Consider the following 23,734-nt stretch of genomic DNA (forward strand, 5'->3'; position numbering starts at 1 on the left):
GGGGGGGGGGGGGGGGGGGGGGGGGGGGGGGCCGCCCCGCGGGGGCCCCCCCCCCCCCCCCCCCAAAACACACCCCCCCCCCCCCCCGCCCCCCCCCCCCACCCCCCCCCCCCCGGCCCCGACCCACCCACCGGACGAGCCGCGCTACACCAGCCCCCACCAAACCGAAGCAGGCCGCCGCAGGCATCTCAGGGGCGCGGGGAACTGCGCACAACGCCCGCCCCCACCAAGCCGCACCCGCAGAACACACCCCCGGGAGCCGCCCCCCGATATCCCGAACGCCATGTCACCGTAACCATCGGTTCAGACAGGCTTGCGACGCTCACCGAATGAAGCCCGCCGTGCCAGAACCCTCGCCGCCCCCCGAGGGCCCCGCGGGGACCGCGGACGCCCCGCTCGCCGCCGTGCTCCCGCTCGCTGCATCCGACGCGCCCGTTTCGCTCCTGGCGCGGAAGAATGGGTCCATGAGCCAGTCGAACACCCAGGCAGAGATCCAGCACGTGCAGCCCTCCGTGGGCTCCATAGCCGCGCACCGCCCGCACACCGTGTCGGCCACCGTCTCCGATCTCGAACCCGACCTCGACGCCGACCTCGACGCGTACGAGGAGATCCCGGTCGACGGTGCCGCCCAGCTCCCGCAGGGCCGTTTCCTGGACCGGGAGCGCAGCTGGCTCGCGTTCAACGAACGCGTCCTGGAGCTCGCCGAGGACCCGAACACCCCCCTCCTCGAGCGCGCGAACTTCCTCGCGATCTTCGCCAGCAACCTGGACGAGTTCTTCATGGTCCGGGTGGCCGGACTGAAGCGCCGTATCGCCACCGGCGTCGCCACCCGCTCCGCCTCCGGCCTCCAGCCCCGCGAGGTCCTGGAGATGATCTGGGCCCGCTCCCGCGAGCTCATGGCCCGGCACGCCGCCTGCTACCACGAGGACGTCGCCCCCGCACTCGCGGAGGAGGGCATCCACCTGGTCCGCTGGAACGAACTCCAGGAGAAGGAGCAGGCCCGCCTCTTCACCCTGTTCCGGCACCAGATCTTCCCGGTCCTCACCCCGCTCGCGGTCGACCCGGCGCACCCCTTCCCGTACATCTCCGGCCTCTCCCTGAACCTGGCCGTGATCGTGCGGAACCCGGTCAACGGCAACCGCCACTTCGCCCGCGTCAAGGTCCCCCCGCTGCTGTCCCGCTTCCTGGAGTCCTCCCCCGGCCGCTACGTCCCCATCGAGGACGTCATCGCCGCCCACCTGGAGGAACTGTTCCCGGGCATGGAGGTCCTGGAGCACCACACCTTCCGGGTCACCCGCAACGAGGACCTGGAGGTCGAGGAGGACGACGCCGAGAACCTCCTCCAGGCCCTGGAGAAGGAGCTCATGCGGCGCCGCTTCGGCCCGCCGGTGCGCCTGGAGGTCGAGGAGTCCATCGACCGCGAGGTCCTGGACCTCCTCGTGCGCGAGCTGAAGATCTCCGAGGCGGAGGTCTACCCGCTGCCCGGCCCGCTCGACCTCACCGGCCTCTTCCGCATCGCGGGCCTGGACCGCCCCGAGCTGAAGTACCGCAAGTTCGTCGCCGGCGTCCACCGCGACCTGGCCGAGGTCGAGTCCGCGTCCGCGCCGGACATCTTCGCCGCCCTGCGCACCCGTGACGTCCTGCTGCACCACCCCTACGACAGCTTCTCGACGTCCGTGCAGGCCTTCCTCCAGCAGGCGGCCGACGACCCGGACGTCCTCGCCATCAAGCAGACCCTGTACCGCACGTCGGGCGACTCACCGATCGTCGACGCCCTGATCGACGCCGCCGAGGCCGGCAAGCAGGTCCTCGTGCTGGTCGAGATCAAGGCCCGCTTCGACGAGCACGCCAACATCAAGTGGGCGCGCAAGCTGGAGGAGGCGGGCTGCCATGTCGTCTACGGCCTGGTCGGTCTGAAGACCCACTGCAAGCTGTCCCTGGTGGTCCGTCAGGAAGGCGACGCGCTACGGCGGTACAGCCACGTCGGCACCGGCAACTACCACCCCAAGACGGCCCGCCTCTACGAGGACCTCGGCCTGCTCACCGCCGACCCGCAGGTGGGCGCGGACCTGTCCGACCTGTTCAACCGGCTGTCCGGCTACTCCCGCCGCGAGACCTACCGCCGCCTCCTGGTGGCGCCCAAGTCCCTTCGCGACGGCCTGATTTCCCGCGTGAACAAGGAAGTCCAGCACCACCGCGCAGGACGTCCGGCCTTCATCCGCATCAAGGTCAACTCCATGGTGGACGAGGCGCTCATCGACTCGCTCTACCGCGCGTCCCAGGCGGGCGTGCCGGTCGACGTCTGGGTGCGCGGCATCTGCGCGATCCGCCCCGGCGTCACGGGCATGTCCGAGAACATCCGGGTCCGCTCGATCCTCGGCCGGTTCCTCGAACACTCCCGGGTCTTCGCCTTCGGCAACGGCGGCGAACCCGAGGTGTGGATCGGCAGCGCCGACATGATGCACCGCAACCTCGACCGCCGCATAGAGGCACTGGTCCGGGTCACCGACCCCGCCCACCGGGCCGCCCTCAACCGGCTGTTGGAGACCGGCATGTCCGACACCACCGCGTCCTGGCACCTCGGCCCGGACGGCGAATGGACCCGGCACGCCACCGATGCGGACGGCCAACCCCTGCGCAACGTCCAGGAGATGCTCATAGACGCCCGGAGGCGCCGGCGTGGCACAGCAACACCTTGAACCGACGGAACCCGTGACCGGGCACGTCGGGCCTGCGACCGGCGACGCCCTCGCGGGCTACCTGCGGTCCCAGGCCACGGAGTTCCTCCGCGCCCTGCGCCAGCACCGCGAGAGCGGAGCCCAGGCACCGGGCCCGGAGGAGCCCGTCGACGCGGTCCGGGCGCTGCGCCGCTCGGTCCGCCGCATCAGCGCCAGCCTCCACACCTTCCGCCCCCTCCTCGACCCCGACTGGTCGGAGCACCTCCGCCCCGAACTGGCGTGGCTGTCCGGCACCTTGGGCATGGAACACGCCTACGAGTCCCGTCTGGAACGGCTGTTGCTGGCGCTGCACCGGCTGTCGGGAGCGGTGTTCCCGGCGCAGGGAGGGAGCCCCGCGGCCCACTCCGCCGCCGCCCCGGACCGCGGCAACCTCACCGTCGGCGCGGCCAAGGCGGGCGCCCTCCTGGACCGCCAGCTCACCCTCGCCCGCACCCGCGCCCACTCGACCGCCCTCCAGGCCCTCGGCTCCTCCCGCTTCCACGCGGTGGCCGACACCATCGCCGTACTGGCCAGCGAGGTCCCGCTGGTGAAGAGCGCCACCGGCACCGACCTGGACCCCCTGGCCGCGGCGGCCCAGGAGCGCCTGGACGACGCGGCGGCGGCCCTGCCCCTGGTCACCGCGGGCAGCCCCTACAACGCCGAGGCCCTCATCCACGGCCTCTCCCCGGACCCCTCCCCCCACCCCCAGGACGCCCCCTGGCACCAGGTGCGCCTGCTGCTGCGCCTGCACCGCTACGCGCGCGAGGTCCTGGCCTCCTCGATGGACGTACGGCTCATGACGGCGGGCCAGTGCCTGGACCGCCACCGGGACGCCTCGGAGGCCGCCGCCGCGGCCGCCGCCGCGGCCCGCACCCCCCGTATCGCCCCGGCCACCGCCTACGCCCTCGGCGTCCTGCACGCCGACCAGCGCCACGAGGTGGAGGCGGCCCGGTTCGCGTTCCAGCAGTGTTGGCAGAAACAGGCGGTGAGCACATGACCCACCCCCGTGAAAGCGACGACTCGGTCATCCAGGCGGCCGGCTGCGTCCTGTGGCGCCGCTCACCGGTCGACGGCGACCTCGAGATCTGTCTGGTGCACCGGCCGAAATACGACGACTGGTCGCATCCCAAGGGCAAGTTGAAGCGCGAGGAGGACGCCCTCACCGGCGCACTGCGCGAGGTCGAGGAGGAGACGGGCTACACCGCCGAGCCCGGAACCGAGCTGCCCACCATCCACTACATGGCCAACGGCCGCCCCAAACGGGTCCGTTACTGGGCAGCCGAGGCAACCGCAGGCCACTTCACCCCGAACGACGAGGTGGACCGCATCCTGTGGCTCTCCCCCGCCGCCGCCCGCAGCCGTCTGACGCAGTACCGCGACCGCACCCTGATCGACGAGCTGCTGCCGCTCTAGCCCCCGACCGCGTGCCCCTCCGCGTCCGCCCGCGCCTGGCTGCGGGCTCTGCGGGCCGGGCCGCGCCAGCCGCAGGTGCACCGGGCCAGGCAGAAGCGGCCCTGTTCGACCATCTGCGTGTGGTGGGCCGGTTCGTCGGAGGGGGGTGGGGGGGTCCTGTCCTGCTGCGCCACACCGACAACGTTACCCATGCCGGGTAAACGGACGGTGTGCGCGTGACAACCCCTCCTACCGGTCGTTATCCGAAGCGACAGGTGGTCCGTGGCGGACGTACCGGCTGGGGGTAGGCGGCGATGACGGAGCGGCAGCACAGGCAGGCCGGCGGGTCGGTCGTCGTCACGGCGGTGCTCATGGCCTGCGCCTGCGCCACCGGCTGTTCGGCACGCGGCGCCGCCCTGGACGACGGGCGCGCCGCCGACCCGGTCGGCACCCTGCGCCGGGCCGCCGACACCCTGGTGGACGCGGGCAGTTCGAAGGCCCGTACGTCGATGGAGATGGCCACCGGCGGCACCCGGGTCACCATCCGCGGCGAGGGCGTGTACGACTACCGCGGGCGGCGCGGCCGGCTGAAGGTGATGCTGCCGCAGGACCCGGCCGGTACCAGCGAGCACCGTCCGATCACCGAACTCCTCGCCCCCGGCGCCCTGTTCATGAAGAACCGGGGCGCGGGCGTGCCCGCCGACAAGTGGGTGCGCGTCGACACCACGGCCCTGTCCGACGGCAACCTCGTCACCGGCGGCGCCACCGATCCGCTCGCCGCCGCCGAGGTGCTGCGCGGGACCAGGACGGCGACGTACGTGGGCGCGACCGAGCTCGCGGGGACCGAGGTGCGGCACTACCGGGGCACGGCGGACCTGGCCGCCGCCGCGAAGGGGGCCGGTGCCAACAGGAGTGTCCTGGCGGCGGCGGCGAAAGGGTTCGCCACGCCCGCGGTGCCCTTCGACGTCTACCTCGACGACCAGGGCCGCATCCGCAAGATCCGGCACCGCTTCAGCTTCGTCAACGGGCAGCGGCCCGGCACCGTCGCGGTCGCCTCGACGACCCTGCTCTTCGACTTCGGTACCGCCGCCGACGTACGGCTGCCGGCCGCCCGGGACATCTACGCCGGCAAGATCGCCGAGGCCTGAGCAGCCGTGACGGGCGTCAAGAACTAGCCCGTCCGTGCCATGCGCGTTGTGTAGACCGCTCCCTACTCTAGGAAGTCGGTAACGGCAGAGAAGAGGTGATGCGCGTGGCTCCGGTCGGCGGTACGGCGGTTCAGGACCACGTGGCCCTCGCCGAGATCGAGCTGTGCGGAGAGCTGATCATCGCGGCGTCGGCCGCGGACGACCGGCTCAGCCCGGAGAGCATCGACGAGGTGCTGAGAGTGGCCGAAGAACGCGCGAGCGCCCCCGGCGAGTGAGCCGGGGGCGCCCGTCCTGTCGCGGGGAGGGCCGGATCACGTCCTCAGCAGACGGCCGATCGCCTTCGTCGCCTCCTCCACCTTGGCGTCGATCTCCGCGCCGCCCTTGACCGCGGCGTCGGCGACGCAGTGCCGCAGGTGTTCCTCCAGGAGTTGCAGCGCGAAGGACTGCAGGGCCTTGGTGGAGGCGGACACCTGCGTGAGTATGTCGATGCAGTAGACGTCCTCGTCCACCATCCGCTGCAGGCCCCGGATCTGGCCCTCGATCCGGCGCAGACGCTTGAGGTGCTCGTCCTTCTGCTGGTGGTAGCCGTGTGTGGTGTTTTCGGCCACGGTGTCGGAGGGCGCCGTGGCGCCGGCCTCGGTCGTCGTCATCGCGTCCTCCAGATCCATACCCCTACCGGGTATATCGTACCGAACTTTGCTGGGTATACGGCCCTTGGTACGCCCCCGTACAGATCACTCTGCCCGATGGGCGACACTGGGGGACGGCCCATTAGCCGTGGCCGGATGATGCACTTAGCATCAGCCTGACCGAAACCGATGCACCCCGAGGACCCCTTGTGCGCTTTCGTCTGACCCCCAGGGAGACGAGCTTCTACGACATGTTCGCCGCCTCCGCGGACAACATCGTCACGGGCTCGAAGCTCCTCATGGAACTGCTCGGTGCGGACGCCTCCGCCCGGGCCGAGATCGCAGAGCGTATGCGGGCCGCTGAACACGCCGGTGACGACGCCACCCACGCGATCTTCCACCAGTTGAACTCCTCGTTCATCACGCCGTTCGACCGCGAGGACATCTACAACCTGGCGTCCTCCCTCGACGACATCATGGACTTCATGGAGGAGGCCGTCGACCTGGTCGTCCTCTACAACGTCGAGGAACTGCCGAAGGGCGTCGAGCAGCAGATCGAGGTGCTCGCGCGGGCCGCCGAGCTCACGGCCGAGGCGATGCCGAACCTGCGGACCATGGACAACCTCACCGAGTACTGGATCGAGGTCAACCGCCTGGAGAACCAGGCCGACCAGATCCACCGCAAGCTGCTCGCCATGCTCTTCAACGGCAAGTACGAGGCCATCGAGGTCCTCAAGCTCAAGCAGATCGTCGACGTCCTCGAAGAGGCCGCGGACGCGTTCGAGCACGTGGCGAACACGGTGGAGACCATCGCCGTCAAGGAGTCCTGAGCCCTTCCATGGACACCTTCGCTCTGGTCGTGACCATCCTGGTCGCGCTCTTCTTCACGTACACCAACGGCTTCCACGACTCGGCGAACGCGATCGCGACCTCGGTGTCGACCCGGGCCCTGACCCCCCGGGCCGCGCTGGCCATGGCGGCGGTCATGAACCTCGCCGGCGCCTTCCTCGGCTCCGGGGTCGCCAAGACCGTCAGCGAGGGCCTGATCGAGACGCCGGAGGGCTCGAAGGGGATGGGCATCCTCTTCGCGGCCCTGGTCGGCGCGATCACCTGGAACCTCATCACCTGGTACTTCGGGCTGCCCTCCTCGTCCTCGCACGCGCTGTTCGGCGGCATGGTGGGAGCGGCGCTCGCGGGCGGCACCGAGGTGCTCTGGCACGGCGTGGCCGACAAGGTCGTCATCCCGATGTTCATCTCGCCGGTCGTCGGCCTGATCGCCGGTTATCTCGTGATGACGGCGATCATGTGGATCTTCCGGCGCGCCAACCCGCACAAGGCGAAGCGCGGTTTCCGGATAGCGCAGACCGTGTCCGCGGCCGGCATGGCCCTCGGGCACGGCCTCCAGGACGCCCAGAAGACCATGGGTATCGTCGTGATGGCCCTGGTGATCTCCGGCCACGAGACGTACGGCGACCCGATCCCGGTCTGGGTGAAGATCGCCTGCGCCCTGATGCTGTCGCTGGGCACGTACGCCGGCGGCTGGCGCATCATGCGCACCCTGGGCCGGAAGATCATCGAGCTCGATCCGCCGCAGGGCTTCGCCGCCGAGACGACCGGTGCGGCGATCATGTTCACCACCGCGTACCTGTTCAAGGCGCCGGTGTCGACGACCCACGTCATCACCTCGGCGATCATGGGTGTCGGCGCCACCAAGCGCGTCAACGCGGTCCGCTGGGGCGTCGCCAAGAACATCGTCCTCGGCTGGTTCATCACCATGCCGGCCGCGGCGATCGTGGCCGCCTGCGCCTACGGCATCGTGAACCTGCTGTTCCTGTAGGAACCGCGCACCGTACGACAACGGGCCCGCCCCCGGAATCCGGGGGCGGGCCCTCTGTGTCCTCGCGGTGGCACCGCCATGCAGCACCGCGAGGGGCTCGGTACGGCCTAGCCGAAGCGGCCGGAGATGTAGTCCTCGGTGGCCTGGACCGACGGGTTGGAGAAGATCCGCTCCGTCTCGTCGATCTCGATCAGCCGGCCGGGCTGCCCGACGGCGGCCAGGTTGAAGAAGGCCGTGCGGTCGGAGACACGGGCGGCCTGCTGCATGTTGTGCGTCACGATGACGATCGTGAAGCGCTCCTTCAGCTCACCGATCAGGTCCTCGATGGCGAGCGTGGAGATCGGGTCAAGGGCGGAGCAGGGCTCGTCCATGAGGAGCACCTTCGGCTCCACGGCGATCGCCCGCGCGATGCACAGACGCTGCTGCTGACCGCCGGACAGGCCCGAACCCGGCTTGTTCAGACGGTCCTTGACCTCGTTCCACAGGTTCGCGCCCTTGAGGGACTTCTCGACGACGTCCGACAGTTCGCTCTTCTTGTACGAGCCGTTCAGGCGCAGGCCCGCCGCCACGTTGTCGAAGATCGACATCGTGGGGAACGGGTTCGGGCGCTGGAAGACCATGCCGACCTCGCGGCGCACGGACACCGGGTCGATGCCCTGGCCGTACAGGTCCTCGTCGTCGAGGAGCACCTTGCCCTCGACCCGGCCGCCCGAGGTGACCTCGTGCATCCGGTTGAGCGTGCGCAGGAACGTCGACTTGCCGCAGCCGGAGGGGCCGATGAAGGCCGTCACCGAGCGCGGCTCGACCGTCATCGAGATGTCTTCGATCGCCTTGTGGGAGCCGTAGTAGGCGGTGAGCCCACTCACGTCGATTCGCTTGGCCATGACTACTTCACTTCCAGATCTTGGTCGCTGAGGGGGGGTCGCGTCAGCGACCGGCCGCGCGGCGGTAGCCGCACATGGTTACCGCGGGGCCTTCCAGCGGGCGATGCCGCGGGCCACCAGGTTCAGGATCATCACGAAGGCGATCAGCGTCAGGGACGCCGCCCACGCACGGTCGTACGCCGCACCGGCGCCCGCGCTGTTCGCGTACTGCTGATAGATGTACAGCGGAAGCGACTGCTGCGCACCCTCGAAGGGGTTGGCGTTGATGAGCGAGTTGCCCCAGACCAGCAGCAGCACCGGCGCCGTCTCACCGGCGATACGGGCGATCGCCAGCATGATGCCCGTGGTGATGCCGCCGATGGAGGTCGGCAGGACCACCTTCAGGATGGTCCGCCACTTCGGGATGCCGAGCGCCAGGGACGCCTCGCGCAGCTCGTTCGGGACGAGCTTGAGCATCTCCTCCGTGGAGCGGACGACGACCGGCATCATCAGGATGGCCAGGGCGAGCGACCCGGCGAACCCGAAGGGCTCCATGTCGAACATCAGCATGATCGAGAGGATGAACAGACCCGCGACGATCGACGGGATGCCCGTCATGACGTCGACGAAGAACGTGACGGCCTTGGCGAGCTTCCCGCGCCCGTACTCCACCAGGTAGATCGCGGTCAGCACACCGATCGGCGCCGCGATCACGGTGGCGAGGCCGACCTGCTCCAGGCTGCCGAGGATGGCGTGGTAGATACCGCCGCCCGGCTCGGAGTCGGAGACCAGGCCCATCGAGTGGGTCAGGAAGTAGAAGTCGAGGACCTTCACACCGCGCGAGACCGTCGACCACACCAGGGAGACCAGCGGGACGACGGCGAGCAGGAAGGCGACCCAGACCAGCGCGGTCGCGACCCGGTCCTTGGCCTGGCGGCGGCCCTCCACACGGGCGGCGATGCCGTAGGTGCCGAGGACGAACAGCAGACCGGCGATCAGCGCCCACTGGATGCTGCTGTCCAGGCCGGCGGCCGCGCTGATGCCGAGACCGAGGGCGACGGAGCCGGCCGCGATGGCGTACGGGGTCCACTTGGGGAGGCTGGCGCCGCGCAGGGTGCTGGGGCGCTTGTCGGCGATGACGGCGTTGCTCATGCGTTGGCCCCCGAGTACTCCTTGCGACGCGCGATGATCATGCGGGCCGCGCCGTTGACCAGCAGGGTGATGACGAACAGGACGAGACCGGAGGCGATCAGCGCGTCCCGGCCCAGCTCGCTGGCCTCACCGAACTTGCTGGCGATGTTCTGGGCGAAGGTGCCGCCGCCCGGGTCGAGCAGGCTGGCCTGGATGTCGAAGGTCGGCGAGAGCACGGTGGCCACGGCCATCGTCTCGCCCAGCGCGCGGCCGAGACCGAGCATCGAGGCGGAGATCACGCCGGAGCGGCCGAAGGGGATCACCGCCATGCGGATGACCTCCCAGCGGGTGGCGCCGAGCGCCAGGGCCGCCTCCTCGTGCATCTGCGGGACCTGGCGGAAGACCTCGCGGCTCACGTTGGTGATGATCGGCAGGATCATGATCGCGAGCAGGATGCCGACGGTCAGCATCGAGCGGGGCGCGCCCTGCTGCCAGGAGAAGATGCCGGTCCAGCCGAGGTAGTCGTCCAGCCAGCCGTAGAGGCCGTTCATGTGCGGGACGAGGATCAGGGCGCCCCAGAGGCCGTAGACGATGGACGGCACGGCGGCGAGCAGGTCGACCACGTACGCGATGGGGCCACGGAGCCGGCGCGGGGCGTAGTGCGTGAGGAACAGCGCGATGGCGACCGCGATCGGGACGGCGATGGCCATGGCGATGATCGAGGAGACGACCGTGCCGAAGGCGAGCACCGCGATGCCGAACTTCGGCGGGATCAGCTGGGTGTTCCACTCGAACGCGGTGAAGAAGTTGGCCTCGTCCTTGCTGATCGCGATCGAGGCGCGGTAGGTGAGGAAGACCGCGATCGCGGCCATGATCACCAGCAGCAGGATGCCCGACCCGCGGGAGAGACCGAGGAAGATCCGGTCACCGGGTCGGGTGGCGCCGCGGGCCGCGCGCTTCTGCTCGGCCGTGGGCGGTTGGGGAGCGGGGGGAGGTGCGTCTGTTATCTGTGTGGTGTCCATCGGGTTCTCCGGTCTGCTGAGCCGCACATGTCGTACGGCTCCTGGCGGCGGTGCACCGGACGGTGCGGTCCGGCCCGGGACTTTCGAAAGCGGGTCCCGGGCCGGACCACACACTCAGGTCAGCTCAGGCCCTCGATGGTGGTGCGGACCTTCGCGATGATGTCCTCGGGGATCGGCGCGTAGTCGTTGTCCGCAAGGACCTTCTGGCCGTCCTCGGAGGCGGTGTAGCGCAGGAACGCCTTGGTGGCGGCCAGGGTGTCGGCCTTGTTGCCCTTGTCGCAGACGATCTCGTACGTGACGAGGACCATCGGGTAGGCACCGTCGGCCTTGGTCCCGTAGTTGAGCTCCAGCGACAGGTCGGAGCCGGTGCCGACGACCTTGGCGTCCGCGATGGCCTTCGTGGCGTTCTCGACGGTCGGCGCGACCGGGGCGGAGGCGCCGGTGTTGATGCTGACCGGCGTGATGCCGTCCTTGGCGTAGGAGAGCTCGAAGTAGCCGATGGCGCCGTTGGTCTGCTTGACCTGCTGGGCGACACCGGAGGACTGCGCGGCGGACTGGCCGCCCTTGGCCACCCAGGTCTTGCCGTGCTCGTAGGGCCAGTCGCTCTTGGCGGTGGCGATCAGGTACTTGGTGAAGTTGTCCGTGGTGCCGGAGTCGTCCGAGCGGTGGAACGCCTGGATCTTCAGGTCGGGGAGCTTCACACCCGGGTTCAGCTTGGCGATCGCCGGGTCGTTCCAGTTGCTGATCTTGGAGTTGAAGATCTTGGCGATGGTGGGCGCGTCCAGCGTGAGCTTGTCGACGCCGGAGATGTTGATGCCGAGGGCGATCGGGCCGCCGACCATCGGGAGGTCGATGCCCTGGCCGCCGGTGCAGACCTTCTTGGAGGCCGTGACCTCTTCGGGCTTCAGCGCGGAGTCGGAACCGGCGAAGGCGACCTGGCCGTTGTTGAACGCGGTCACACCGGCGCCGGAGCCGCCGCCCTTGTAGTTGATCTGCACGCCACAGGCCTGCGTGAACTGCTTGACCCAGGCGTCGATCGCGTTCTTCTGCGCGGAGGAGCCGTCGGCGAGCAGCTGGCCCTTGGCGTCGTCGCACTTGATGTTGCCGGCGGCCGCGGTGGCGGACGCGCTGCCGCTGCCGCCGCTGCTCGTGTCGTCCGAGCCGCACGCCGTGAGGGCCAGGGCGCCGGAGACGGCGAGAGCACCGAAGGCGAGGGCCCGCCGGTTCTTGCGCTGAAGCTTCACTTGAGTTCCTTCCGGGAGCCGCCGTCCTGAATCCGGCGGCGTGCGCGAAGTCTGGGAGACACGGATGCGCATTCGAGGCACACCACGCATCGCGTAAGGCCGAAATTAGGCAGATCAGGTGAAGGCACCTATGGCCGGAAGTGAACGGCGGGTGAACCCCCGCGAAAGGTGTGGTGAGGTCACGGAACGCTTACGTCGAGGGCACAGTGTGATTCCGGAACCCTCCAGGGAACCCTCATCACCTCAGTCCCGTCTCGTTCCACGGAAGCCGACGAGGCCGACGAAAGGCACGGACACATGGAACGGCGTACGTTCATCGGGGGCGCCGCCGCCGCGATCGCGGGGGTGGCGACGGCCGCCTGCGAGGGCGGTGGAAGCGCCGGCGCCACGCAGAGCACCTTCGGCCAGTCCCTCTCCTCCCGTACGCCCGCCGCGGCCGCCGCGAACTGGTCGGCCCTCGCCCGCGACCTGGACGGCACCCTGCTCCGCCCCGGCGACGCGAGCTGGGCGACGGCCCGGCAGCTCTACAACACCCGCTTCGACTCGCTGAAGCCCGCGGCGGTGGCGTACGTGTCCCACGCGGACGACATCCGCACCGCACTCGGCTACGCCCGCGCCCACGGCATCCGGGTGGCGATCCGCAACGGCGGCCACTCCTACGCCGGCTGGTCCTCGGGAAACAGCCGGCTGATCGTCGATGTCTCCCAGCTGAACCGCGTGCGCGCCTCGGGCGGCACCGCCGTGGTCGGCGCCGGCGCCAAGCTGATCGACGTCTACCGGACCCTCACGGCGAAGGGCGTGACGATCCCGGGCGGCTCCTGCCCCACCGTCGGCGTCTCCGGCCTGACCCTGGGCGGCGGTCACGGCGTGGCCTCCCGGGCGTACGGCCTCACCTGCGACAGCCTCACCCGGGCGACGCTGATCACGGCCGACGGCAGGGAACTGACCGCCGACGCGTCCACCGACCAGGACCTCTTCTGGGCCCTGCGCGGCGCGGGCAACGGCAACTTCGGCGTGGTGACCGAACTGCACTTCAGGACCCACCCGGCCCCGCAGGGCGTGACCGCGTACGCGACCTGGCCGTGGTCCAGGGCCGCCGCCGTGGTGAAGGCCTGGCAGGAGTGGGGCCCCACGCAGCCCGACGAGATCTGGTCCTCCTGCCACCTGGAGAACGGCGGCTCGCCCTCCGTGGCGGTCGCGGTCTTCTCCATGGGCACCTACGGCGAACTCCAGAACGCCCTGGACCGCCTGGCCGACCGGATCGGCTCACCCGCCCGCAGGGTCACGCTCCGCCGGCACTCCTACGAGAGCGCGATGGAGGCGTACGCGGGCTGCTCGTCCTTCTCCACGGACGCCAAGTGCCACCTGCCCGGCTCCACCCCGGGCCGCTCCCCCCAGGGCGCCCTCGGCCGGGAGACCTACGCGGCCCGCTCGGACTTCTTCGACCGCTCGATCCCGGCGGCCGGCATCCAGACCCTCCTGCGGCAGATCTCCGCGGTCCGGGGCGGCTCGGGCAGCATCGCCCTCACGGCGCTCGGCGGCGCGGTCAACCGCGTCTCCCCCACGGCCACGGCCTTCGTCCACCGCCGCTCCCGCATGCTCGCCCAGTACATCGCGTCCTGGCGGGCGGGAACGACGGGCACGGCGGCCCAGTCCTGGCTGACGGGGGCCCACCACGCGATGAGGCCGTACGCCTCGGGGGCGGCCTACCAGAACTACACCGACCCGACGCTCAAGGACTGGCGCACGGCGTACTACGGCGACGCGGCGACAAAGCTGGCCAAGGTGAAGAAGCAGTACGACCCGCAGGGGTTCTTCACTTACCCGCAGTCGCTGTAGGAGGTGCAGGCGTCGTGCACTACGCGGCGAGGTCCCTCTCGGAGGCCGCGGTCTCCTGCCGGGCCCCGGGAATCACCGAGGCCCCCTTCTCCGCTCCTCGCGCGCGCACGATCCACGCCCCCTTCGAGGACCCCTCGACCGCCTTCATCACCGGCGTGAGAAGGGCCATCGCGAGCGGCGACAGCAGCAGAGCCACAGCCGTCCCGAGCGCGAACCCCCCGACGACGTCCGTCGGGTAGTGCACGCCCATGTACACCCGGCAGAACCCTTCGAGCAGCGCCAGTACGATCCCGGCGAGCCCGAACCTCCGGTTGGCGACGAACAGCGCGACAGCCATGGCCATGGTGATCGTCGCGTGGTCGCTGACGAACGAGTAGTCGGTCTTCCCGGAGACCAGGACCTCGATGCCCTCATGGGTCCTGAACGGCCTCGGCCGCTCGACGAACCCCCTTATCGGCACGTTCACCAGCACGGCCAGCGCCGCGGCGAGCGGCGCCCACACCAGCGCGGCCACGGAGGAGGCCGCGTCCTCACCGCCCCGCCGACGGCCCGCCCACCAGCACCACAGGACGAGCAGGACCATGCCGAGCAGGATCCCGTACTCCCCGACGTACTCCATGGCCCGGTCGAACCAGTGCGGGGCGTCCTTGGCCAGGCCGTTGATGTCGTAGAGCAGGTCGACGTCGGGGTTCGACCCGGACTCGGCGAGAACAGCCATGGTGCTGCGGCCCCTTCGTCGTCATTCCCGGCGTACCCATGTGCGCTCGGCTACGCCCCCAGGAACGCACGGCTCCCGTTAATACGTTCCACACTCCACTGAATGATCACGCAGACGTTATCGAAGAGAGACACATCGCCGCAGCTCAGGGGGTGAGTTTCACGTTCGGTCACACCGTCGTGGGCAATGCTTTCGCGCCATCTTCGGTGACCCGGGTGGCGCCGAAGTACTCAGAAGTGTCGATCGGGTCGAACCGGATCACAGCACCTGTTCTCGGTGCGTCGATCATGTATCCGCCGCCCACATAAATCCCTACATGGTGGATGGCGCGTGAGTTTGTGAGGTCCTTGGAGAAGAAGACCAGATCCCCCGGCAACAGTTCACTTCTGGCCGGATGCGGGCCCGCGTTGTACTGGTCGTTGGCGACGCGCGGCAGCGTGATGCCCACGCTCTTGTACGCGGCCTGCGTCAGCCCCGAACAGTCGAAGCGCCCGCCCTGCTCGGCGGTGCCGGTCCCGCCCCACAGATAAGGGGTGCCGAGCTTCTTCTGCGCGTAATAGATGGCGCCTGCGGCCTGCCTGGAGGGAACGACGCGGGTCGTGGGCGCCGCGAAACTCTCCTCCAGGGTCGTGATGGTCTTCACGTAGTTCTGGGTTTCCCGGTACGGCGGCACGCCCCCGTACTTGATGACCGCGTAGGCGCCCGCGTTGTAGGAGGCGAGCATGTTGGCGGTGATGTTCCCGGGAACGTCCTTCACATAGGACGCGAGCGAGCAGTCGTAGGAAGCCGCCGAGGGAATCGCGTCATTGGGGTCCCATACGTCCTTGTCGCCGTCGCCGTCCCCGTCGATTCCGTGGGTGGCCCAGGTCCCCGGAATGAACTGCGCTATTCCCTGCGCCGCCGCCGCGCTCCGGGCCCTCGGATTGAAGCCGCTCTCCTGGTAGAGCTGGGCTGCGAGCAGGGCCGGATTGATGGCGGGGCACAGGTTGCCCCACTGCTGCACGAGATTGCGGTAGGCGGCCGGAACAGCTCCCTTGGCCAGTGCCTTCGTCGCACCGCCGGCGCCGTTCGCGAGGTTCCCGGCGACGACGTAGACCCCCACGACGAGCAGCATCACGAAGCTGAGCCCCGCCCCGAAGACGGCGCCCGCAACCAGCCACGCCTTACGCACCGTCAACCGCCCCTCGCCCACTGGGAGTCCGCCCGCGCCAGTCTAGGAGCTTCCCCGGAGGAAACCGGGGTACTCGGCGGGGTCGGCGCAAAGATCGCGGCGGATTCGGCCGGGGCTCAGCGCACCGCGTCCCGGTAGAGCGCGGCGGCCTCCGCCCCGAGGACCACGCTGTACGACACGTCGGGGGTCGCCCCGCCCTGCTCGTGCCCGCCCAGCACCCCCACGACCTGCCCGTCGCCGTTCACCCAGGGGCTGCCGCTCGTACCGCCCGTGAAGTCGGGGCACTCGATCCGCTGCTGGGTACGGCTGTGCGCGGTCGGCCGGTTGGTGCAGCTGATCGGCGCCTCCCGGGAGGAGGGGTACCCGGTGACGGTGACCCCGGTGGCCCCGGTGGCGGTGCCGGTCACGAACGAGTTGGCCCCGACGGCGCCCTGCACGTCCCCCTCGACCTCGGCGAAGGCGACGTCGCTGTCCTCGTCCTGCCCCTTGGACCACCCCTCGGGCAGGTACCGCTTCCCGACCTTCCATTTCCCGTACGGCGCCACGCCGTCCCGGTATCCGGGCACGAACACGAGGTCCCGGTCGCCGCCGTCGAGACAGTGCGCGGCGGTGACGATGAGGTCCCGGCGCGGGCTGCGGACGACGGAGGCGGTGCAGTGGTGCTGCGCTCCGTCGAACAGGGGACCCACCCGGTCGTTCGGCGAGTTCGCCGCGGCGGCGGCCGTCACCCCGAAGGGCCCCGCCCCGTCGTCGGCGACGGCTTCGGAGGCCGAGGTGACGGTGAGCAGAACGGCGACGGCGTGGAGAGCGAGACGTGGCGTGCGCTTCACGGAAGGCAGCATTCCGCACGAAGTTGAGAAAACCGTCAAGCACCGGTCCCGAACCGGGCCCGGGGGGCACCAGACCGTGCGCTGCACTGCTCCCGGGCACACACCCCGGGCAGCGATCCGGCGGCGGGCGGGCACCACCGTCCGGATCCGCCCACCCCGAGAGACAGCCAACCCTCGACAACCCCGTCCGCCCGCGCGTACGACACGACAGCAGCGTCCCGCCCGCACCACCCCGGCCACCCCCGCGCACTCCCCCCGGGCAGCGATCCCACGGCGGGCGGGCACCACCGTCCGGATACGAGCACCTCGGGGCAACCATCTCGACCACGGCGTCCGAGCGCGCCTACACCCACCACCGGTCGCGGCAACCCCCACCTCCGCCCGACAGACACGTCGCCCGGCGACCCGCGGACGGCGGGCACCACCGTCCGGATCCGCCCACCCCGAGAGACAGCCGATCCCCGACCACGGCGTCCGACCGCGCGTGCACCCCCTGGCACCCACAAAGCCCCACCCCCGCCCGCGCAGCCCGGGAGACACGTCGACCGGCGACCCACGGCCGACAGGCACCACCGTGTGGATCCCCCGCCCCGGGGCAGCCGGTCCTCGACGACGGGAGCCGGGGAGGCTGGTGTGTTCGACGGTTTCGAGCTGACGCGGTGCGAGGGCGGCGACGGTGTCCGGCTGCGCGTGCGGCACGGCGGCAGCGGCCCCGCCGTGCTGCTCCTGCACGGACACCCCCGTACGCACGCCACCTGGCACCGCGTCGCCCCGCTGCTGGCCGCGGCCGGCCACACCGTCGTCTGCCCCGATCTGCGCGGTTACGGCCGCTCCGACAAACCCGCGACCGACCCGGACCACCGTCCCTACTCCAAGCGCGCCATGGCCGGCGACTGCCTCGCGGTCATGCGCCGGCTCGGGCACGAGCGCTTCGCGGTGGTCGGCCACGACCGGGGCGCGTACGTCGCGACCCGCCTCGCCCTGGACCACCCCGAGGCCGTGTCCGCGGTCAGTGTGCTGGACGCCATCCCCATCGGGGAGGCCCTGCGCCGCTGCGACGCCGGCTTCGCCGCGAGCTGGTGGCACTGGTTCTTCCTCGGCCAGACGGCCAAGCCCGCCGAACGCGTCATCAACGCCGACCCCGACGCCTGGTACACCGCCACACCCGACCGGATGGGCGCCGAGGCGTACGAGGACTTCCGGCACGCCATCCACGACCCGGCCACCGTGCACGCCATGTGCGAGGACTACCGGGCAGGACTCGGTGTCGACCGCGAGCACGACGACGCCGACCGCCGGGCAGGCCGCCGCATCGGCCGCCCGCTCCAGGTCCTGTGGGCCACACGGGACGACATGGCCGACCTCTACGGCGACGTCCTGGCCGTCTGGCGCGACTGGGCGGGCGACCGGCTGGAGGGCGGCCCGATCGACTCCGGGCACCACATGGCCGAGGAGGCACCCGAGGCCCTCGCCGACACCCTGACCGCGTTCTGGAAGAACGTCGAGGACACCGGAGCGCGGACGTCCGGGGCCTGAGAGACATCCGGTCACCCAAAACAGGCCGCACCTCTGCCCCCCACCGAGCCACACGCACCGTACGGCTCAGCCCCCCGCCTCCGCCCCCGCCCCCTGGGGGAATCGCGTGCCCGTCAGCTCCTCCGACGCCGTCCACAGGCGCCGGGCCACGGCCGGGTCGCTCGCGGCCGCGCTCCGGCCCACCAGCGTCGGCGCGCCCCGCAGCTCGCCGAACCCGTCGGGCCCCACATAGCTCGCCCCCGGCAGATCCTGCGTCGCCGCGTACAGCGTGGGCAGCGCGCCCGCCGTGTCGTCCTGCGCCAGGAACCTGTTGCCGAACTTCATGAAGGCCCGTGCCGCCGCACTCGCCGCATGGCTCTGCAGGTTCGTGGCCGAGTAGCCGGGGTGGGCCGCCAGGGCGCGGACCCGGGAGCCCGACTCCGTCAGCCGCCGCTGGAGTTCCAGCACGAACAGCAGGTTGGCCAGCTTCGACTGGCCGTAGGCGCTCCTCGGGTCGTAGTCCGCCGTCCGGTTCAGGTCGTCGAAGTGGATCCGCTCGTCGCCCCAGCGGTGCGCGCCCGAGGACACCGTCACGACCCGGTCGGTGACATACGGCAGCAACAGGTTCGTCAGCGCGAAGTGGCCCAGATGGTTCGTGCCGAACTGCATCTCGAAGCCGTCCGCCGTCCGCTGCTGCGGAACCATCATCACGCCCGCGTTGTTGATCAGCAGATCCAGCGGACGGTCCCACGCCGCCGCGAACTCCCGGACCGACGACAGGTCCGCCAGATCCAGCCGCCGCACCTCCGTGCTGCCGTTGACGGTCCTGGCCGCCGCCTCGCCGCGCTCCGGGTCCCGGACGGCGAACACGACGTGCGCGCCCGCCCCGGCCAGGGCCTGCGCGGCCCGGAGACCGATACCGCTGTTCGCCCCGGTGACCACGGCCGTGCGGCCGGTCTGGTCGGGGAGGCGGGTGGCGTTCCACTTCTGCTGCTCGTTCGTAGCCATACGGCGAATGTAGACGCCGCCAACAATGCTGTCAATGACAACAATGCAGTCGGTGACAACAATGCTGCCGGTGACAACAATGCTGCCGGTGACAACAATGCTGCCGGTGACAACAATGCTGGCATCGTCTACATCCGGATACCATGGCACCCATGCCAGCCGAGAAGCCAGAGCCCCGCCCCTACCACCACGGAGACCTGCGTTCCGCCCTCCTCGCCGCCGCCGAGCGCACCCTTCGCGACAGGGGCACCGCCGCCTCCCTCTCCCTGCGTGAGCTCGCCCGCGACATCGGCGTCAGCCACGCCGCCCCCGGCCGGCACTTCAAGGACAAGCAGGCCCTGCTCAACGCCCTCGCCCTGGTGGGATACGACCGCATGGCCGAGGCACTGGAGGCCGCCGACGAACCGGGGGACGCCCTCCAGGACCGTCTGACCACCCTCGCCCGGGCCTACCTCCGCTTCGCCATCGACAACCCCGAGCTCCTCGAGCTGATGTACGCCCGCAAGCACGAACCCGACGCGGCCGAGCAGATCGCCACCGCGATGGACCGCACGGTGGGCTCCCTGGAGCGGGCCGTCGCCGCCGCCCAGCAGCGCCGCGAGATCGTCGACGGCGACCCCGAGCAGCTCACCCTCGTCGTGGGCACCGCTCTCCACGGCCTCGCGTCCTTCGCCGTCACCGGCAAGTTCACCACCGAGGCCGCCATGGACGCCGTACCGGCACTGGTCCACCACCTGCTGTACGGCCTCAAGCCCCGCTGATCCGCCGACCCCGCCGCCACCCGCCCGGGAGTTGTGCGCGACGCGTGTAGATGGTCAAGCCGTGACCATCCGCGGCCCATCCGCCCGCCATTGATCAGCAATCCCCGAACGCCCTTCAGTAAGGCGGAAGTCAGGATTCCACCACCTGTCTTGTTGTCACGTACTCAACAAGGCGATGGTCTACGCGGGTCGCCGCCCCCACCGGGAACCTCACCGGTGGTCCCCCCACTGCAGGCCTCTGCAACCACTCTCAGGAGGCTGTACGTTGCGTACTCCCAACTCCCCCCACACGTCCGGCAGATGGCGCCGGGCCGGCTCGACCGCCGTGGCCACCACCGCCCTCGTCCTCGCCGGGCTCGGCACCGCCGCGCACGCCACCGCGGCCACGCCCCACCACGTGAGCGCCAAGGCCGTCGCCGCCGCCGTCGCCAAGGCCCATGTGCAGTACGAGAGCGCGTGTGACACCACCCCCGCGAAGGGCTACGCCGCCTGCAACGCCCTGCGCGTCACCGGTGGCACCACCGCGTACATGGAGAAGCAGGCCGCGATCAAGGGCGTGACCGCCAAGACGCTCAAGCCGAACGCCTCCTCCGCCACCCCGACCGGCTACGGCCCCAGCGACCTCCAGTCCGCCTACGGCCTGACCTCCGCCTCCGCCAACAACGGCTCCGGCCAGACGATCGCCATCGTCGACGCCTACGACGACCCCAACGCAGCGGCGGACCTGGCCACCTACCGCTCGTACTACGGCCTGCCGGCGTGCACCGTCGCCAACGGCTGCTTCAAGAAGGTCTCCCAGACCGGCTCCACGACCTCCCTGCCCACCGCCGACAGCGGCTGGGCCGGTGAGATCTCCCTCGACCTGGACATGGTCTCCGCCATCGCCCCGAACGCCAAGATCCTGCTGGTGGAGGCGAGTTCGTCGAGCATGGCCAACCTGGGCAAGGCGGTGAACGAGGCCGTCACCCTGGGCGCCAAGTTCGTCTCCAACTCCTACGGCGGCTCGGAGTCGTCGAGCGACACGTCGTACGACTCCTCGTACTTCAACCACCCCGGCGTCGCCATCACCGTCTCCGCGGGCGACGAGGGCTACGGCGCCGAGTACCCGGCCGCGTCGAAGTACGTGACGGCCGTGGGCGGCACCGCCCTCAAGACCTCCTCCAACAGCCGCGGCTGGACCGAGAGCGTCTGGAACACCAGCTCCACCGAGGGCACCGGCTCCGGCTGCTCCGCCTACGACGCCAAGCCGACCTGGCAGACCGACACCGGCTGCACCAAGCGCATGATCGCCGACGTCTCCGCCGTCGCCGACCCCGCCACCGGCGTCTCCGTCTACGACTCCTACGGCTCCGACGGCACGGGCTGGAACACCTACGGCGGCACCAGCGCCTCCGCCCCGATCATCGCGTCGGTGTACGCCCTCGCGGGCACCCCGGGCAGCAGCGACTACCCGGCCCAGTACCCCTACAAGCACACGTCGTCCCTCAACGACGTGACCTCCGGCAGCAACGGCTCCTGCACCACGAGCTACTTCTGCACCGCCACCTCGGGCTACGACGGCCCCACCGGCCTCGGCACCCCGCAGGGCCTGGGCGCCTTCACCAGCTGAAGCAGTCCATGAGTGTCCCCGTCGGGTCAACGGGGCGCCGCCCTTGAGAGGGGGACGTGGGGTCCCCTCGGCGGCACGACGGCAACGGGCCGCGACATCCGGTCGCGGCCCGTTCGCCGTTCCCGCGCCTGCCGACGCGGGTCAAGTCCCCACCGCCCGCAGTCCATCGAGCGGCCACGCGCGAGTAAGCCCGGGACAACTTTCGGTATGGCGAAGGTCAGAATTCCAGCCATTCTCTGTTGTCGCGTACGGAACAAGGTGGACCGTCGTCCCAGGCCGCCGCCCGCCGCCGGGGACACCGCACCGACGGCACGCACCCGCACCGCCCCTGTTCCACCACCATCAGGAGGCTGCACCTTGCGTACCGACTTCCCCCACACCCGCCGGAGATGGCACCGCGCCGGCTCCGCCGTGGCCGCCACCGCCGCCCTCGTCCTCGCCGGCCTCGGCACCGCCGCCCACGCGGACGCCGCGAGCTCCACGAAGGTCACCTGGGCCGCGACCCCCTGCGCCACCCCCAAGAAGGCCGGCGAACTCGCCTGCGACTCCCTGCGCGTGACGGGCGGCACCACCGCCTTCCAGAAGGCCCAGCGGGCAGGGGGCGTCACCCCGCGGGCCGCCGACGCCGCCACCCCGACCGGCTACGGCCCCAGCGACCTCCAGTCCGCCTACGGCCTGACCTCCGCCTCCGCCAACAACGGCTCCGGCCAGACGATCGCCATCGTCGACGCCTACGACGACCCCAACGCAGCGGCGGACCTGGCCACCTACCGCTCGTACTACGGCCTGCCGGCGTGCACCGTCGCCAACGGCTGCTTCAAGAAGGTCTCCCAGACCGGCTCCACGACCTCCCTGCCCACCGCCGACAGCGGCTGGGCCGAGGAGATCTCCCTCGACCTCGACATGGTCTCCGCCATCGCCCCCAACGCCAAGATCCTCCTCGTCGAGGCCAAGTCGGCCACCATGGCCAACCTGGGCAAGGCGGTGAACGAGGCCGTCACCCTGGGCGCCAAGTTCGTCTCCAACTCCTACGGCGGCTCGGAGTCCTCCTCCGACACCTCCTACGACTCCTCGTACTTCAACCACCCGGGCGTCGCCATCACCGTCTCCGCGGGCGACGGGGGCTACGGCGCCGAGTACCCGGCCGCCTCCAGGTACGTGACGTCGGTGGGCGGCACCGCGCTCTCCACGTCCTCCAACAGCCGCGGCTGGACCGAGACGGTCTGGAACACCAGCTCCACCGAGGGCACCGGCTCCGGCTGCTCCGCCTACGACACCAAGCCGACCTGGCAGACCGACACCGGCTGCACCAAGCGCATGATCGCCGACGTCTCCGCCGTCGCCGACCCCGCCACCGGCGTCTCCGTCTACGACTCCTACGGCGTCACCGCCGGCTGGTACACCTTCGGCGGCACCAGCGCCTCGTCCCCGATCATCGCGGCCGTCTACGCGCTGGCCGGCACCCCGGGCGCCAGTGACTACCCGGCCCAGTACCCCTACAAGCACACGTCGTCCCTCAACGACGTGACCTCCGGCAGCAACGGCAGCTGCTCGACGACGTACTTCTGCACCGCCACCTCGGGCTACGACGGCCCGACCGGCTGGGGCACCCCGAAGGGGGTCGGCGCCTTCACCAGCTGACCCTCTGTCAACGAACGGGCCGCGGGCTCCCCTACCGCGGCCCGTTCGTCATACCGGTGGCCCTCCGGGTTAGCCTTCACCCGCAGAACAACGGTGCCAGAAGCGCCGCAGGTCGTAAGAGGGGTCAACGACGGAACCACACGACAGGTTCCGCTCAGGCCTCATTGCCCGGCGTGACCTGCCGTGATACACAGAGTGACCAGACAGTCATTCGTACGAAACCCGCCAGGCAATGCCGCCAAGTCGACATACGACGGCGGAATTGTCGGCGACAATGAGGCCTGACCTCTGCACACAGGCAGGGGAGACGGAACTACCCACCAGGGGCGGTGACTTACATGCTCTTTGCGGCCGACAAGGGAGACATCAACACCATCATCGGCGGGATCGCTCCGGACTGGGGCCCCTTCGGGGCACTGGGGACCGAGGCGAAGACGATGATCCAGGTCGTCATGGCGGTCGCCATCCTGCTCTGCCTCGGCATCGCCATCTGGGGCGCCGCCAAACAGCGCATCGGCGCCACCGCCCTGCGCGACACCTTCAGCGCGGAACAGGGCAAGGGCCTCATCATCGCGGGGCTGACGGGAGTCTTCATCATCGGCTCCCTGGGCACGCTCTTCACCATCGTGTACGGCATGGCCGTATAGCCGCCGCGTCCG

23 protein-coding genes are annotated in these 23,734 nt (G+C 70.4%); 13 read left to right on the forward strand and 10 right to left on the reverse strand.

Annotated features, from left to right (window positions below; genetic code table 11):
- Positions 1-464: 464 nt before the first annotated feature.
- From ACFYZ8_RS37710 to ACFYZ8_RS37720, 3 genes are read left to right on the forward strand one after another with little or no spacing between them, the layout of a single operon-like run.
- Positions 465-2,699: an RNA degradosome polyphosphate kinase gene (locus ACFYZ8_RS37710; protein WP_388539938.1), complete on the forward strand. Its 2,235-nt coding sequence runs from the start codon at positions 465-467 to the stop codon at positions 2,697-2,699.
- Complete coding sequence (locus tag ACFYZ8_RS37715) at positions 2,680-3,714, forward strand: CHAD domain-containing protein (RefSeq protein WP_388539935.1); 1,035 nt, start codon at positions 2,680-2,682, stop codon at positions 3,712-3,714. The genes ACFYZ8_RS37710 and ACFYZ8_RS37715 overlap by 20 nt, the downstream gene beginning before the upstream one ends.
- Entirely contained in the window at positions 3,711-4,130 is a 420-nt protein-coding gene (locus ACFYZ8_RS37720) for an NUDIX hydrolase (protein WP_388539933.1), read from the forward strand. The genes ACFYZ8_RS37715 and ACFYZ8_RS37720 overlap by 4 nt, the downstream gene beginning before the upstream one ends.
- Here the strand turns inward: ACFYZ8_RS37720 and ACFYZ8_RS37725 are convergent.
- Positions 4,127-4,303 carry a hypothetical protein gene (locus ACFYZ8_RS37725; protein WP_359038010.1) on the reverse strand — a complete coding sequence of 59 codons (177 nt, stop codon included), beginning with the start codon at positions 4,301-4,303 and terminating at the stop codon, positions 4,127-4,129. The two genes, ACFYZ8_RS37720 and ACFYZ8_RS37725, sit on opposite strands and share 4 nt — an antisense overlap.
- Positions 4,304-4,423: 120 nt before the next feature.
- Here ACFYZ8_RS37725 and ACFYZ8_RS37730 point away from each other — a divergent pair, with 120 nt between their 5' ends.
- Positions 4,424-5,257 carry a hypothetical protein gene (locus ACFYZ8_RS37730; RefSeq protein WP_388539930.1) on the forward strand — a complete coding sequence of 278 codons (834 nt, stop codon included), beginning with the start codon at positions 4,424-4,426 and terminating at the stop codon, positions 5,255-5,257.
- 98 nt (positions 5,258-5,355) lie between these two features.
- Positions 5,356-5,532 (forward strand): hypothetical protein, encoded by a 177-nt coding sequence (locus tag ACFYZ8_RS37735; protein ID WP_359038006.1) that lies wholly within the window; start codon positions 5,356-5,358, stop codon positions 5,530-5,532.
- Between the two features lie 36 nt (positions 5,533-5,568).
- On the opposite strand, the gene ACFYZ8_RS37740 is transcribed toward ACFYZ8_RS37735, so the two are convergent.
- On the reverse strand, positions 5,569-5,907 hold the full coding sequence (locus tag ACFYZ8_RS37740) for a metal-sensitive transcriptional regulator (protein WP_359038004.1): 339 nt from the start codon (positions 5,905-5,907) through the stop codon (positions 5,569-5,571).
- A gap of 188 nt (positions 5,908-6,095) precedes the next feature.
- On the opposite strand from ACFYZ8_RS37740, the gene ACFYZ8_RS37745 reads away from it, so the two are divergent.
- Positions 6,096-6,716 carry a DUF47 domain-containing protein gene (locus tag ACFYZ8_RS37745; protein ID WP_045555910.1) on the forward strand — a complete coding sequence of 207 codons (621 nt, stop codon included), beginning with the start codon at positions 6,096-6,098 and terminating at the stop codon, positions 6,714-6,716.
- Positions 6,717-6,724: 8 nt separating this feature from the next.
- Entirely contained in the window at positions 6,725-7,723 is a 999-nt protein-coding gene (locus ACFYZ8_RS37750) for an inorganic phosphate transporter (RefSeq protein WP_359038002.1), read from the forward strand.
- A gap of 107 nt (positions 7,724-7,830) precedes the next feature.
- Here the strand turns inward: ACFYZ8_RS37750 and pstB are convergent, their stop codons facing one another.
- From pstB to pstS, 4 genes are all read right to left on the reverse strand, one after another.
- On the reverse strand, positions 7,831-8,607 hold the full coding sequence (gene pstB, locus ACFYZ8_RS37755; RefSeq protein ID WP_355744575.1) for a phosphate ABC transporter ATP-binding protein PstB: 777 nt from the start codon (positions 8,605-8,607) through the stop codon (positions 7,831-7,833).
- A gap of 78 nt (positions 8,608-8,685) precedes the next feature.
- Positions 8,686-9,738 (reverse strand): phosphate ABC transporter permease PstA, encoded by a 1,053-nt coding sequence (gene pstA, locus ACFYZ8_RS37760; RefSeq protein ID WP_359037999.1) that lies wholly within the window; start codon positions 9,736-9,738, stop codon positions 8,686-8,688.
- On the reverse strand, positions 9,735-10,739 hold the full coding sequence (pstC, locus tag ACFYZ8_RS37765) for a phosphate ABC transporter permease subunit PstC (RefSeq protein WP_359037997.1): 1,005 nt from the start codon (positions 10,737-10,739) through the stop codon (positions 9,735-9,737). The genes pstA and pstC overlap by 4 nt, the downstream gene beginning before the upstream one ends.
- Before the next feature lie 119 nt (positions 10,740-10,858).
- Entirely contained in the window at positions 10,859-11,983 is a 1,125-nt protein-coding gene (pstS, locus tag ACFYZ8_RS37770; RefSeq protein WP_359037995.1) for a phosphate ABC transporter substrate-binding protein PstS, read from the reverse strand.
- A gap of 297 nt (positions 11,984-12,280) precedes the next feature.
- Here pstS and ACFYZ8_RS37775 point away from each other — a divergent pair, with 297 nt between their 5' ends.
- Positions 12,281-13,822: an FAD-binding oxidoreductase gene (locus tag ACFYZ8_RS37775; RefSeq protein ID WP_388539923.1), complete on the forward strand. Its 1,542-nt coding sequence runs from the start codon at positions 12,281-12,283 to the stop codon at positions 13,820-13,822.
- A 19-nt stretch (positions 13,823-13,841) separates the two neighbouring features.
- Here the strand turns inward: ACFYZ8_RS37775 and ACFYZ8_RS37780 are convergent, their stop codons facing one another.
- The 3 genes from ACFYZ8_RS37780 to ACFYZ8_RS37790 all read right to left on the reverse strand — a co-directional run bounded on the left by ACFYZ8_RS37780 (position 13,842) and on the right by ACFYZ8_RS37790 (position 16,553).
- Positions 13,842-14,540, reverse strand: coding sequence for a phosphatase PAP2 family protein (locus tag ACFYZ8_RS37780; protein WP_388539920.1), 699 nt, complete (start codon positions 14,538-14,540; stop codon positions 13,842-13,844).
- 169 nt (positions 14,541-14,709) lie between these two features.
- Positions 14,710-15,717: an NlpC/P60 family protein gene (locus tag ACFYZ8_RS37785; protein WP_388540233.1), complete on the reverse strand. Its 1,008-nt coding sequence runs from the start codon at positions 15,715-15,717 to the stop codon at positions 14,710-14,712.
- 110 nt (positions 15,718-15,827) lie between these two features.
- Entirely contained in the window at positions 15,828-16,553 is a 726-nt protein-coding gene (locus ACFYZ8_RS37790; RefSeq protein ID WP_359037987.1) for a trypsin-like peptidase domain-containing protein, read from the reverse strand.
- 621 nt (positions 16,554-17,174) lie between these two features.
- Between ACFYZ8_RS37790 and ACFYZ8_RS37795 the strand changes: the two genes are divergently transcribed.
- On the forward strand, positions 17,175-18,077 hold the full coding sequence (locus ACFYZ8_RS37795) for an alpha/beta fold hydrolase (protein ID WP_388539917.1): 903 nt from the start codon (positions 17,175-17,177) through the stop codon (positions 18,075-18,077).
- A 66-nt stretch (positions 18,078-18,143) separates the two neighbouring features.
- Here ACFYZ8_RS37795 and ACFYZ8_RS37800 read toward each other — a convergent pair whose 3' ends face one another.
- Entirely contained in the window at positions 18,144-19,064 is a 921-nt protein-coding gene (locus tag ACFYZ8_RS37800; protein ID WP_359037983.1) for an oxidoreductase, read from the reverse strand.
- 143 nt (positions 19,065-19,207) lie between these two features.
- Between ACFYZ8_RS37800 and ACFYZ8_RS37805 the strand changes: the two genes are divergently transcribed.
- From ACFYZ8_RS37805 to ACFYZ8_RS37820, 4 genes are all read left to right on the forward strand, one after another.
- Positions 19,208-19,825 (forward strand): TetR/AcrR family transcriptional regulator, encoded by a 618-nt coding sequence (locus tag ACFYZ8_RS37805; RefSeq protein ID WP_359037981.1) that lies wholly within the window; start codon positions 19,208-19,210, stop codon positions 19,823-19,825.
- A gap of 265 nt (positions 19,826-20,090) precedes the next feature.
- On the forward strand, positions 20,091-21,434 hold the full coding sequence (locus ACFYZ8_RS37810; protein WP_388539913.1) for a peptidase S8: 1,344 nt from the start codon (positions 20,091-20,093) through the stop codon (positions 21,432-21,434).
- A 357-nt stretch (positions 21,435-21,791) separates the two neighbouring features.
- Positions 21,792-23,075: a peptidase S8 gene (locus ACFYZ8_RS37815; protein ID WP_388539910.1), complete on the forward strand. Its 1,284-nt coding sequence runs from the start codon at positions 21,792-21,794 to the stop codon at positions 23,073-23,075.
- Between the two features lie 338 nt (positions 23,076-23,413).
- Complete coding sequence (locus tag ACFYZ8_RS37820; RefSeq protein ID WP_007383036.1) at positions 23,414-23,722, forward strand: hypothetical protein; 309 nt, start codon at positions 23,414-23,416, stop codon at positions 23,720-23,722.
- Positions 23,723-23,734 lie beyond the last annotated feature (12 nt).

The organism is Streptomyces sp. NPDC001668 (genome assembly GCF_042893155.1).
In the GTDB taxonomy this organism is placed as follows: domain Bacteria; phylum Actinomycetota; class Actinomycetes; order Streptomycetales; family Streptomycetaceae; genus Streptomyces.

Coding starts and splice junctions, on each gene's coding strand:
- ACFYZ8_RS37710 (WP_388539938.1), top strand. CDS start 465: ATGAGCCAGTCGAACACCCAGGCAGAGATCCAGCACGTGCAGCCCTCC.
- ACFYZ8_RS37720 (WP_388539933.1), top strand. CDS start 3,711: ATGACCCACCCCCGTGAAAGCGACGACTCGGTCATCCAGGCGGCCGGC.
- ACFYZ8_RS37730 (WP_388539930.1), top strand. CDS start 4,424: ATGACGGAGCGGCAGCACAGGCAGGCCGGCGGGTCGGTCGTCGTCACG.
- ACFYZ8_RS37735 (WP_359038006.1), top strand. CDS start 5,356: ATGCGCGTGGCTCCGGTCGGCGGTACGGCGGTTCAGGACCACGTGGCC.
- ACFYZ8_RS37740 (WP_359038004.1), bottom strand. CDS start 5,907: ATGACGACGACCGAGGCCGGCGCCACGGCGCCCTCCGACACCGTGGCC.
- ACFYZ8_RS37750 (WP_359038002.1), top strand. CDS start 6,725: ATGGACACCTTCGCTCTGGTCGTGACCATCCTGGTCGCGCTCTTCTTC.
- pstB (WP_355744575.1), bottom strand. CDS start 8,607: ATGGCCAAGCGAATCGACGTGAGTGGGCTCACCGCCTACTACGGCTCC.
- pstA (WP_359037999.1), bottom strand. CDS start 9,738: ATGAGCAACGCCGTCATCGCCGACAAGCGCCCCAGCACCCTGCGCGGC.
- pstC (WP_359037997.1), bottom strand. CDS start 10,739: ATGGACACCACACAGATAACAGACGCACCTCCCCCCGCTCCCCAACCG.
- ACFYZ8_RS37775 (WP_388539923.1), top strand. CDS start 12,281: ATGGAACGGCGTACGTTCATCGGGGGCGCCGCCGCCGCGATCGCGGGG.
- ACFYZ8_RS37780 (WP_388539920.1), bottom strand. CDS start 14,540: ATGGCTGTTCTCGCCGAGTCCGGGTCGAACCCCGACGTCGACCTGCTC.
- ACFYZ8_RS37790 (WP_359037987.1), bottom strand. CDS start 16,553: ATGCTGCCTTCCGTGAAGCGCACGCCACGTCTCGCTCTCCACGCCGTC.
- ACFYZ8_RS37800 (WP_359037983.1), bottom strand. CDS start 19,064: ATGGCTACGAACGAGCAGCAGAAGTGGAACGCCACCCGCCTCCCCGAC.
- ACFYZ8_RS37805 (WP_359037981.1), top strand. CDS start 19,208: ATGGCACCCATGCCAGCCGAGAAGCCAGAGCCCCGCCCCTACCACCAC.
- ACFYZ8_RS37820 (WP_007383036.1), top strand. CDS start 23,414: ATGCTCTTTGCGGCCGACAAGGGAGACATCAACACCATCATCGGCGGG.